Annotated in this window: 9 protein-coding genes; 1 reads left to right on the top strand and 8 read right to left on the bottom strand. The window is 46.2% G+C overall.

Features of this window, described 5'->3' with window-relative positions:
- Nucleotides 1–139 precede the first annotated feature (139 nt).
- Nucleotides 140–883 carry a response regulator transcription factor gene (locus H6570_04780; protein ID MCB9318576.1) on the bottom strand — a complete coding sequence of 248 codons (744 nt, stop codon included), beginning with the start codon at nt 881–883 and terminating at the stop codon, nt 140–142.
- 5 nt (nt 884–888) lie between these two features.
- Nucleotides 889–4,050, bottom strand: coding sequence for a histidine kinase (locus tag H6570_04775; protein ID MCB9318575.1), 3,162 nt, complete (start codon nt 4,048–4,050; stop codon nt 889–891).
- A gap of 143 nt (nt 4,051–4,193) precedes the next feature.
- On the opposite strand from H6570_04775, the gene lhgO reads away from it, so the two are divergent.
- On the top strand, nt 4,194–5,399 hold the full coding sequence (lhgO, locus tag H6570_04770) for an L-2-hydroxyglutarate oxidase (GenBank protein MCB9318574.1): 1,206 nt from the start codon (nt 4,194–4,196) through the stop codon (nt 5,397–5,399).
- On the opposite strand, the gene H6570_04765 is transcribed toward lhgO, so the two are convergent.
- The 6 genes from H6570_04765 to H6570_04740 all read right to left on the bottom strand — a co-directional run bounded on the left by H6570_04765 (nt 5,396) and on the right by H6570_04740 (nt 11,290).
- Nucleotides 5,396–6,865 (bottom strand): glycosyltransferase family 39 protein, encoded by a 1,470-nt coding sequence (locus H6570_04765; protein ID MCB9318573.1) that lies wholly within the window; start codon nt 6,863–6,865, stop codon nt 5,396–5,398. The two genes, lhgO and H6570_04765, sit on opposite strands and share 4 nt — an antisense overlap.
- 47 nt (nt 6,866–6,912) lie before the next feature.
- On the bottom strand, nt 6,913–7,629 hold the full coding sequence (gene bshB1, locus H6570_04760) for a bacillithiol biosynthesis deacetylase BshB1 (protein MCB9318572.1): 717 nt from the start codon (nt 7,627–7,629) through the stop codon (nt 6,913–6,915).
- Entirely contained in the window at nt 7,626–8,108 is a 483-nt protein-coding gene (locus H6570_04755; GenBank protein ID MCB9318571.1) for a glutathione peroxidase, read from the bottom strand. Before H6570_04755 ends, bshB1 begins: the two co-directional genes overlap by 4 nt.
- Before the next feature lie 115 nt (nt 8,109–8,223).
- Nucleotides 8,224–9,273 (bottom strand): ketoacyl-ACP synthase III, encoded by a 1,050-nt coding sequence (locus H6570_04750; GenBank protein MCB9318570.1) that lies wholly within the window; start codon nt 9,271–9,273, stop codon nt 8,224–8,226.
- Nucleotides 9,274–9,368: 95 nt separating this feature from the next.
- Entirely contained in the window at nt 9,369–10,016 is a 648-nt protein-coding gene (locus tag H6570_04745) for a hypothetical protein (protein MCB9318569.1), read from the bottom strand.
- Nucleotides 10,016–11,290: an asparagine synthetase B gene (locus tag H6570_04740; protein MCB9318568.1), complete on the bottom strand. Its 1,275-nt coding sequence runs from the start codon at nt 11,288–11,290 to the stop codon at nt 10,016–10,018. The genes H6570_04745 and H6570_04740 overlap by 1 nt, the downstream gene beginning before the upstream one ends.
- Nucleotides 11,291–11,348: the final 58 nt, after the last annotated feature.

Genomic DNA, 11,348 nt, shown 5'->3' with positions numbered 1-11,348 from the left:
ACCCATCAATGACAGGTGGTTCTAAGTTGAACTCTTTGGGTGAAACAACTTATAAGGATATGCAGTTGCAAATATATGTTTTCATATAGAAACTTACCAACTAATTTGACGACCGCATGCAAATAAGTCATAATCGGCCTTATAACCTGGGAAGTTGGTTCAGAAACTCGATCTTTTTACGTTTTGAAACCGGCACCGAGCTGTCATCCGACATGTGTAAAGTGCCTTCTTTATTGTATTTTCTTACATGGTTTAAGTTCACCAGGTGAGACTTGTGACACTGAAAAAAGTTATGGTGCTCCAGGATACGCCTGAATTCGCCAATATTGTATGAACTCAGGATATTGGTCCTGTTCGTCAGATAAACCTTCGTATACTTTTGATCTCCTTCACACCGGATGATTTCATTCATCTCAACAAACTCCAAACCTTCCATGGTGGGAATACCTATCCGATTGGTCTTCCGCGAGGAGTTGCTAAGATGTTGTAACAATTCCTGAATATTAGCATTGGATTTTTTACTCTCAATGCGCTTTTTAGCATTCAATACCGCTTCCGAAAGCATGCTGCTGTCAATGGGTTTCAGTAAGTAACCTATGGCAAAGTGATTAAATGCATCCAATGCATACTGATCATAACCGGTTACAAAGATGACTTCGAATTCCGGATGATCGAACATCTGCAACAGATCAAACCCCGTCTTCTCCGGCATGGCTATATCCAGAAAAACCAGATCCGGCTCTTCATCTTCAATTAGCACATAGGCATCATCGGCATTGTCTGCCTCACCGATAATCTCTATTTCAGGAAAACTTTCCTCCAGCAATTCCTTTAACAATAAACGCGGATATTCTTCATCGTCCACTAAAACAACTCGTATCATTTTTACTAATTTTCGAAAATGGGAATATTTACTATTACTTTGGTTCCGGAAGGTTTACCGCCATCAAATAAATCCTCAATATTAAAATTCAAATGATAGCCGTCCACCTTCTGATAGACTTCCTTGCGTTCTTCCATCATCTGTAAACCGCGACTTTTGTGGGCTCCAATTGATTTCTCCTTGATCATCACCGATTGCAACCGGCCAATTCCATTATCCTGGATAAGAATGTGAATATTTTTTCCTGCCTGATTTACACGCAATTGCAAATGACCTTTTTCTTTTTTATGGAATAAACCATGATTGATGCTGTTCTCCACAAATGGTTGTAAAAACAATGCCGGAATTTGGACATTCATATCCTTTACCGAGCCGTCAATATCCATTTCAAAATCAAACTTGTTATTAAACCGCATTCGTTCAAGCTCCACATAAGTTGCTACAATTTTTAATTCATCCCTCAATGAGATGTATTTATTCTTTGATGCTTCGAGGACAGAGCGGATTAAGTACGCAAATTTACTGATGTAAAGCTCACACGCCTTTTTATTATTTGAGTGTACAAAATACTGGATGGCACTCAATGCATTAAAAATAAAATGCGGATTCATCTGGGCTTGTAATGCCTGCATTTCCAGTTCAGCAAACCGTTTGGTTATCAGCGCTTTCTGCCTTTCTTCCTCCGCAATAATCAAGGTCCTTCGTTTGATGTAACCATAAATCAATCCTCCTGCACTGAGTAACAAAAAAACAATGAAATAGGGACTTTTGTAAAATACATTTTTTACGCGGATCGGCATTTCCCATTCCTCTTCAAGCCAGTTACCGGCAATATTTGTGCCCCGTATCCGTAACGTATAAAATCCCGGACTTAACTGTTCAATGCGAATCCGGTTACTCTTTGTAATATTCCAGCTACCGGCCTCCTGGATCTTATAGGCCAGCGTCATGTTCTGCGCATTCATATTATCCGGATGGTAAAATTGAAGTTCCAGAAATACATCCGAGGGCCGCATGACAATTTCTTTCAAAAAAGGCACTTCATCCGTGTGCCGGACCAAACCTAAATTTCTGTTTAATTGATTGATAGCGACCAGCCGCAAGCCTTTGTCCAAATCTTTATCACGAAGCTGATCCGGGTAAAAAACACTTACACCATTCATGCCTCCGAAATAAAATTGACCCCGGTGATCCTTTAATACCGACAATCGATTAAATTCCGTATGGCTTATTCCGCTTTGTTCGAGATAATTCGTGACCAGGCCATCCTTTACATTAATGAAGGAAAGGCCATTGAATGTGCCCAACCAGAAATTACCGGAAGCATCCTTCAGGATACTGCAGACGGTGAGGTTATTCAACCCTGCTTCTGCATCGTATTTTTGAATTACACGATTTGTTTTGGGATTAAACAATACAAATCCACCTTCGGTGCCCAGCGCGATCTCTTCCTGACTGACCAGGTAGAAATCCAATATCTGCTCGTTAGGTAGTTGATTGGATTGTGTCCAGGCTTGCCATTCATTTTTGTCCGGGTCGACCCGGTATAATCCGTTTTGAGTGCCTATCCACAGCTTTTGCAGGGAATCTGTTTTGATGCAATTGGGCAGGGCATCGTCCAAAGGATTTTCCTGATCCTTATTTTTCCATAATTCGAATTGCTTGGTAATAAGGTTAAAACGCAACAATAATCCCCCATTATCCACATTCCTCCGCACAGCAAGCCAGATACTGTTGCGGGAACGATCGTATGTCAGATCGCGTACCAGCATATCTGAACCAACCCAGAATAAGTGAGAACGCCGGTTCTTCACATTATAGGAAAACAAATAGGCATTTTGCTGTTGATCACAGAGACTTCCCCACAGGACTGTACTGTCAACCATAGCCAGGTTCGAGCTGCAACTCAGTGGTAAATACCTGTTTTGCAGCGTATCATGAAGATGGAGCAGAATAGCTCTGGAATGTTCATGGTCGGGTGACAGCTCGTGTAATACATCAAATTCCCTTAAGGCATATACCGTGCCGTCAGGCGCTTCAGCCATACCGCGCATCACGGCTCCCCACTGTCCTTTCGAGATTTTCTTGGTGAAAAAATTGTGGATCTTGTTTCCGGATTTATACAGGTAATAGGCGCCGGTAGGCGTCGCCAGGGTGGCTTCATTAAAAATGTTGTCGCTGTACAGGTCGCTGATGATCTCTCCCCCATCAATATTCAGGTATAGGGGCACCACCTCATTCTTCGGAGTAATGATAATGTACCCCTTGGGTGTTTTGAAATTACTCCGGATGGAAAAAACAATATTATCCTGGCGATCCTTAAATCCGCCATCAAAATATTCGTTGGCAGAGACGTATCCAAAGTGATCCAGAACCATGGTCATCAGGTCCAGACGGAAGATGCCCGGAACATTTTCATAGGTGAGTAAGGCATCCCGGTCCCCGCGCGGGGTTATCGTATTCAGTTGCCCCCGCACCGGGTATTGTTCCAATTGCTGATCATGGATCAGTAACAACGTATCATTGATCAGATTACCGACAAAAATGGTTTGCTCATTAGCCCGGATCAAAATCTGTCCCGGATCCCAATTGGAAGGCAATACATACGATCGGACCATCCGCGATCCGCTTTGCAACTTGACATATATCTCAATCTCGCTTTGATTTCCAGTGATCCAAAGGGAGCGCTGCCGGTCCAGCGGATAGAAACGAATCATATTGCCATAGGGAAAGTCTTCGTAACTGACGCTAAGATTGATGGCATTGATCCGATCATAACCTGTCTGCCGGTCCTCGTAAAAGACCCACAAATTCTCCGCATCCGGCATCCACACACTCTGGATATGAGCTCCTGAAAGGTGACGATCTTTATCCTTGATGGTAAAATCCAAAAAGCGTTCTCCATCAAATCGGGTGATGGCATTTTCCGTAACAAACCAATAAAATCCCAGAGAGTCTTTGAAGGTTTGCTTGAGTTGCCCCCCCGGCAAGCCCTGATTCCGGTCCCAGTGATATACAGTCTCGTATTTCAATTCACCCGCCGGACTTATGTACATTTCATTGGACAGGGTGTCCTGACCAAGCACAACCTGAGCAGACAGCACAATCCACACGCTGACAAACGCTACACGAAACAAATTATCCCAGTACTGCTTTAACCTGACCATGTGGATAAATTTAAACAAATTTTTATCCCATCCGGGTTTCCGGAATCTTTGCCCGGAAGTCCCAGTCTTCCGGATCATGTCCTACAAACGAAAGAGTCAGGAAAGATGGTATAAGCGGATGTTGAATGCAGTACCTTCGTGCCATGAATACGTATGACGTCTTGATCGTAGGTGGTGGTATTGTCGGGCTATCCACAGCCTACCGGATATCCATGCAATACCCGCACTGGAAATTGGCCATACTGGAGAAGGAATCCGGGCTAGCTACCCATCAAACCAGTCACAACAGTGGTGTCATACATTCCGGCATTTACTACCGTCCCGGCAGTTTCAAAGCAAAATTATGTCAAGAGGGATACCAACAATTGATTGACTTCTGTGAACGGGAGGGCATCGATTATGAACGCTGTGGAAAAGTGATCGTTGCTACTCACCCGGACCAGATACCTCGACTGCAATCCATCCAGCAGCGGGGTATCCAAAACGGGATGAAAGATGTCCTGTGGTGGGGCGTTGAACAAACCAGAGAGCGCGAGCCCCATGTAGCGGCACTGGCTTCATTATTTGTACCACAGGCGGGTATCATTCGTTTTGCCGACGTGGCAACCAAATTTGCTGAAAAGGTTCGGGCAGCAGGAGGTGAGATCCATCAAAATACGCAAGTATTGGGTATCACACATGCCCCCCGTCAGGTGACCATCGAGACAAGCACCCGGACTTTTACCACCAAGCTGGTAATAACCTGTGGTGGGCTATGGGCTGACCGGCTGGCCAGGATGACCGAGAATCGGTTGGATCTGCGCATTTTGCCATTCCGGGGTGAATATTATGCCTTAAAGGAAGAAGCCCGCCATCTGGTTAATCACCTAATCTATCCAGTCCCGAACCCTGCCCTACCCTTTTTGGGTGTCCATTTTACCCGGCGCATCACCGGCATCATCGATGTCGGACCGAGCGCAGTATTGGCCTGGGCAAGAGAAGGATATCAACGCACCGATTTTTCCTGGAGGGACATGAAAGACTGGATGGGATTTGCCGGCTCCTGGAAACTCTTTAAAGGTTACTGGAAAATAGGCCTGGACGAATATTACCGTTCATTCTCCAAAAAAGCATTTATCAAGGCCGCACAACATCTCATACCAGAATTGCGAGCAGACCAGGTTGAGGCTGCGCCTTCAGGCGTGCGTGCTCAGGCCATACGTGACAATGGAGAATTGGAGGAAGATTTCAGGTTGTTCAAGAGTCCGGGAATCGTCCATGTAGTTAATGCACCTTCTCCGGCAGCTACTTCGTCACTAGCGATTGGAGCCTGGATCGCCTCAGAAGCAGTCACCGCGAAACTGGACTAACCTCCCCCCTTCTTCTTCAATAAGAACCGGCCACCGTAATCAACCAGTTTATCGTATCGGTCCTGCAGTTTAGGCCAATCTCCACCATCAATGTAGTAATAGTCAAATCGACCATCGGTCTGGATTTCTTTGTCGTAGACCAATGGCTCCAGAAAGTCAAGATGGTAAACCACCCGATAATATTCGGAAGCCGGCATAAACAACCAGTTCAACCCGACGGACACCGGCTTTGGGTCATCCTGGGTGATATCATGCAAGGACAGCATCATGGCCTTGGTATCAGCATCATACCACCATTCCCGGCAGGAAGTTAAATTGCCAGACCGCAATTCATGATACACCAGAAATCCGGCTATCACACCTCCTCCTATCCGCATCCAGAGCCTGTCCCGGTTAACCAATATGAATAACCAGAGGATCAGTGCCAGCAAAGGAATGTACATCAGGGCTTTGCGGTTAAACAGGAATTGTGATCTCAGTAACTGGTGCTGAATCAGCATGATGGCGAAAGAAGTAAGTAAGATCAGAACAACAGAAAAATAGAAGCGTTGGGTCAGATTTTTCCGCAAAGAATAAATACCTAAAGCAAACCCTACGGCTGGAACCATAATCACCAACAGAAATACCAGGCCGGTATTGACCGTTGCATCTCCCAGATAATGCTGACTGTATAAGGTATCAGAAACCAGGATGGAAATGGTATCCCATAACGATGGTGCTCCATAAAGAAATTCGCCCTTTGCCCTTAACTCCTGAATAGGTAATGCCAGAAAAACACCCAGGACCAGAAGAAGGACCAGGGCCGGCAGGGCTGTGCTTATGATCCTTTTCCAGCTAAAGGTGTGCTCATGATAAATCAAGGATAGTCCCATTATACCATGTGCAATCATAAATGACGCGAGTAAATTTAATGCTGTAAAATTGCTGAGGACTGCCAGCCCCAACCATAGATAAGACAGGGATATGTCCAGCATTCTACCATCCCGCATCCAGCGAAGGAAAAACCATAAAGCCGTCAACATAAAGGAAACCGATAATCCGTATCCTCTGGCAAGGGAGAAGAAATCGAGCAGGTAGGGGTTGGCATTCAAAAGGATGAATCCGATCCATTGTAATCCAGGCTTATCTTGAGCCAGCAATGCCACCAGGCGCAATGATACCCAGAGATACAAGGCATAAGCCAATACATTGGGAAGTCGAATAGCCCATTCGGATGGCCCGAACAATGCTACTGAACCTTGCATGAGCAGTGTATTCAATAAGTGGTTATTGGCATTTTCCCAACACGAGGCAGACCAGAAACAGGACCACACGGAAACATCATGAAAAGCCAGGTAGGTGTGGGCTTCGTCGTGGGTCATGGAGAGATTCAAGGCCCGTAGAAACACATAAATCAGGAGCAGCAATGCCGAAATATACAGATACAGCGGGCTGGTTAAACGTATTCGACGACTTCGCAATTCCATACGCTGAAGATAACCTATAACCGGTAATTCAACCCGCTCACATCTTCTCAATCCAACTTCACGAGGTCTTTCACACCAATGGGCCGCATGACGTTAAATCCCTCCCCATAGTCTGCTCCAATTCGCCGGCCCATTGCCGCAGAAATGGATTTTACGTAATCCAGAAACTCCTTCCCGGATATGGGTGAGGTAGGCTCCGGGCTATTCGGATCATAAAACTGGGATTTAAATGCCAGGATGGCTTCCATCTTTTTATCCATGTGAGCTGTAATATCTACGATCAGGTCAGGCTTCAATTGGAAATCCTGAATGTAATGATAGATAGCCTTCGGTCGCCACCGTGATTGCAATACCCCTTCATAGTTCGTTTCTATACGGTGTAATCCGGCTAAAAAACAAGCTTGCTCAACCAACTCGCTGGCCCGGCCATGATCGGGATGGCGGTCCTGAATCGCATTGGCCAGTATGATGTCCGGCTGACAATAACGGACGACCTCGATAATCGGATTAATTGATGATTCTGAAATTTCAAAGAATCCATCCCGCAGTCCGATGTTTTTGCGGAACTCGACGCCCATTATCCGCGCTCCCTCCGCAGCTTCGGCCGCCCGGATTTCGGGAGTGCCTCGTGTGCCAAGCTCCCCTTTTGTCAGATCGAGGATACCGACCTTATATCCCTCTGCTATGTGTTTAAAGATCGTTCCGCTGCAGCACAACTCCACATCATCCGGATGTACCCCGATGGCAAGAATATCAACTTTCATGAATTCAGTAATCTTTCAATGGTTCTTTTGACCCGGTTTGAATTGGGCTTGGTAAATGTAACAAAGTACGATACTACTTCTCCATTACGATTAATCAAATATTTGTAAAAATTCCAGCGGGGACAAGACATTGGCCCCAATGTATGCTCGAACTGCCGGTACAGGGGATGTTGCCCGGGGCCCGTGACGTGGATCTTCTCCGTGATCGTAAATGTGGTCTTAAAATAGGATTCACAAAATACCAGTAGCTCATTCCCCTCCAGCGGCTCCTGGTTACGGAAATCATTGCTTGGGGTAGCCAACAGTTCTAATCCCCGATCCCGGTAGAGAGAATATAGCTCTTGCAGTCCGGCTAATTGGGGAGTAAACCCACAATGTGAAGCCGTATTGGTGACTAGCAAAACCTTACCCCGATATTTCTCAAGCGGAATTTGATTCCCGTAAATATCCCGGATCTGATGGTCGTATATGGTTTTCATCGTGCTCAACAAACACGAAGTATGTAGATAAGTTGAGAGAAATACAATGGCATGGAAAAATCAATCCAGGTGTTGTATTGAGGCCGACTTTCCGGAAATCGATGTGGTTTGAATTTTACCAGCGGATCAAAGCCGAACCCCAGGTAAATCCGCTCCCAAATGCTGCCAGGCAGACCAAATCTCCCGGCTTCACCTTGCCCATTTCCCAAGCTTCGCACAGGGCAATGGGGATCGACGCTGCTGTCGTATTCCCAAACTTCTGGATGTTGTTATGAATCTGGTCATCGCGGAGTTTGAGTATGCGTTGGACAAACTGGCTGATCCGCAGATTCGCCTGGTGCGGAACCAACAAATTGATATCTGCCGGAGTGAGGTTATTGGTTTTTAATGCTTCCATGATCACTTCCGGAAACTTCTGAACGGCGACCTTAAAGACTGCCTGGCCATCCATATTGGGGTAATAATCTTCGTCATCCCACATTTTCTGGGTCAGAAAGGCACCACCAAATTCCTGGTCTGGATAGCCAAATCGTTCTGTCCCCAGGTGCACACCGCCATGACATCCCGGATTGATGTAGGCGAGTACCTCGGCATAATTCCCATCCGCGTGCAGATGGGTGGATAAGATACCCTGACCATCTTCTTCCGTAGGCTGCAGGACAACTGCACCGGCGCCATCCCCAAAGATGACCGTAACATTTCTCCCCCGGGTCGTAAAATCTAGGCCTGCACTGTGAAACTCCCCCCCGATCAGAAGTATATTCTTATACATGCCGGTTTTGATAAACTGGTCTCCAACTGAAAGTCCGTATATGAATCCACTGCATTGATTGCGAACATCCAATGCACCGACATTCGGGATTCCCAAAAGGCGCTGAACCAATACGCCGCAACCCGGGAAAAAGTAATCGGGTGAAAGGGTAGCAAAGATGATAAAATCGATATCCTGGGCAGTGATCCCAGCCCTTTCTATGGCAATTTTGGCAGCTTCTGCTCCCATGGTGGAGGTAGACTCATGATGTTTTTTCGCATAGCGGCGCTCCTGTATTCCGGTGCGCTCTATGATCCATTCATCGGAGGTATCCATGACCCGGGTCAAATCATTATTCGTAACCACTTTCTCCGGTACATAGTATCCAATCCCTGCTATCTTCGTTCGGTACATAATCCTAATTTTATACGTTTACAAAATACAAAAAAATGACCGCACCGGGTGTGTCTTGCGAGGATATTGACCAGGTATTCACTTCCCAGATAAAGTCATATCGATCCTGGCCGGTCCCAGCTGGATAAGGATACGTGTAAATGATCATTGTTCCCTCCATGCCGCAGGGTGTTAAATCCCATGATCTTGAAATAAGCCTGCAACAAGGCATTCCGCCAGGCCGGCTGTCCTCTGGTCCGGAGGTCCATGGCATGGGTATAACCATCCTTTTGGAGGTAGTGAAGCGACTGCTTTTTGGAGGACATCCCCATCCTCTTATAGTCCTCCGGTAATCGTGAAGCATCTGTGATGAGGACTTTGCGATCCAAAAGGATCACAGTCGATACGCTAAGCCTTAATAACGGATGTAACTCCTGGAATTCAGCGTGAATAGCATCCGTTTTGGCATGATTCTGAGCCAGGTAAAATGCACTTTGGAAGCCGTAGGCCGTCACCACCAGAAAAACCAACATTATACTAAACCTATTATGTTCGATCGATTTTTCCGGAAAAAGCCTTCGTTGTATCAGCGTCCAGTACACCAGCAGGATGACCGAAGCCATAACAACCCCTCCCAGTACCGTGAGCCAGGCTTGCAAATAGAAATGCCGGTGGAGATATACACCCCCGCGGATCAACAAAACAAATGGTAGGGAAATGTAAAAGCCCCAGCGGATCAGCAGCCACAAGAGGTGCTTCAACATCAGGTTTTCCGTTCCTTCTTACGTGCTGCCGGGAAGAGGATATTGTTAAGAATCAACCGGTAGCCGGGAGAATTGGGATGCAAACTGAGATCCGTCTCCGGATCATGGACCTGGTGGCGGTAATCTTCCGGATCGTGGCCCCCATAAAAAGTCCAGGTGCCCATTCCATATTCTCCGTGAATGTAGCGTGCTTCATGGATGGCCTTATTCTCACCCAGGATCAGTACATTGGATTTAATGATGTCTTCGGGAAATGCCGTGGTCTGCCCCATGAACCCTTTGATGGTGCGGGTATGACACTGGGTCAGCATGGTCGGTACGGGGTCCCATTTCGCCGAGAAGTCAAAGAGTGTAAAATAGTCGTTTTCAGGAGTCACCGTTCGCCGGCGTGTATTGTCAATAGTGGAAAATTCATACTCCAAAGGATTCAATACCAATTTAAAATCACGGAAAGCAAAGGTCTGGGAGTAATCCAGCTTTTGGTTGGCATCCGGATCCATCGGGTCGCCGTCATAAATGTCCGCACAAATATCTACCCCTTCAGTAGCCAATACAATATCATACGTATCCGTAGCGGAACACATCGCAAACATAAATCCACCTCCTGCAACGTAGTCCCGGATCTTGTTTACGACTGCCCGCTTGAGTTCGGACACTTTCTTAAATCCAAGTTTGGCAGCTAGTTCTTCCTGCTGACGCTTATTCTCACGGTACCAGGGTTCGTTATGGTAGGCATAAAATTTTCCATACTGGCCGGTAAAATCTTCATGGTGCAGGTGCAGCCAGTCATACAATGCCAGCTTATCCGACATGACTTCCGCATCGTAAATGGTTTCATATGGAATTTCCGCATAAGTCAATGCCAAGGTGACCGCATCATCCCACGGCTGAATTTTTTCTCCCCGCTGGCTGAATTCCGGCGTATACACCGCAATCTTTGGCGCTTTCTCCAGCTTAATGGCATCCTGATTCACCTCTTCCTGGGCGATTTCATTCCGAATTTTCGCAAATGCTGCATCCGGTATCACCTCAAAGGTCACATCCCGGGTCAGGCATTCCTTCTCAAAGGACTGGGCATAGGGAAATGCAAAACTCCCTCCCCGGTAATTGAGCAGCCACCATGCTTCTACGTTCTGTTCCAAAACCCAATAGCAGATACCATAAGCTTTCAGATGCTGCTTCTGCTTTAAGTCCATAGGAATCAAAATGTAGTTGGCACGGACAATTGCTGTGAAGCTAAGAAAGAGCAATAGGCTGATTAATCTAAGACGCATGATGTTATGGTTTCAATTCCAGCTGATGAAGTAAGAACACATTTGGCGCTCGAAATCG

This window comes from Lewinellaceae bacterium (assembly GCA_020636135.1).
Taxonomy (GTDB): Bacteria; Bacteroidota; Bacteroidia; order Chitinophagales; family Saprospiraceae; genus JAGQXC01.
This window is presented reverse-complemented; position numbering and strand designations above follow the sequence as displayed.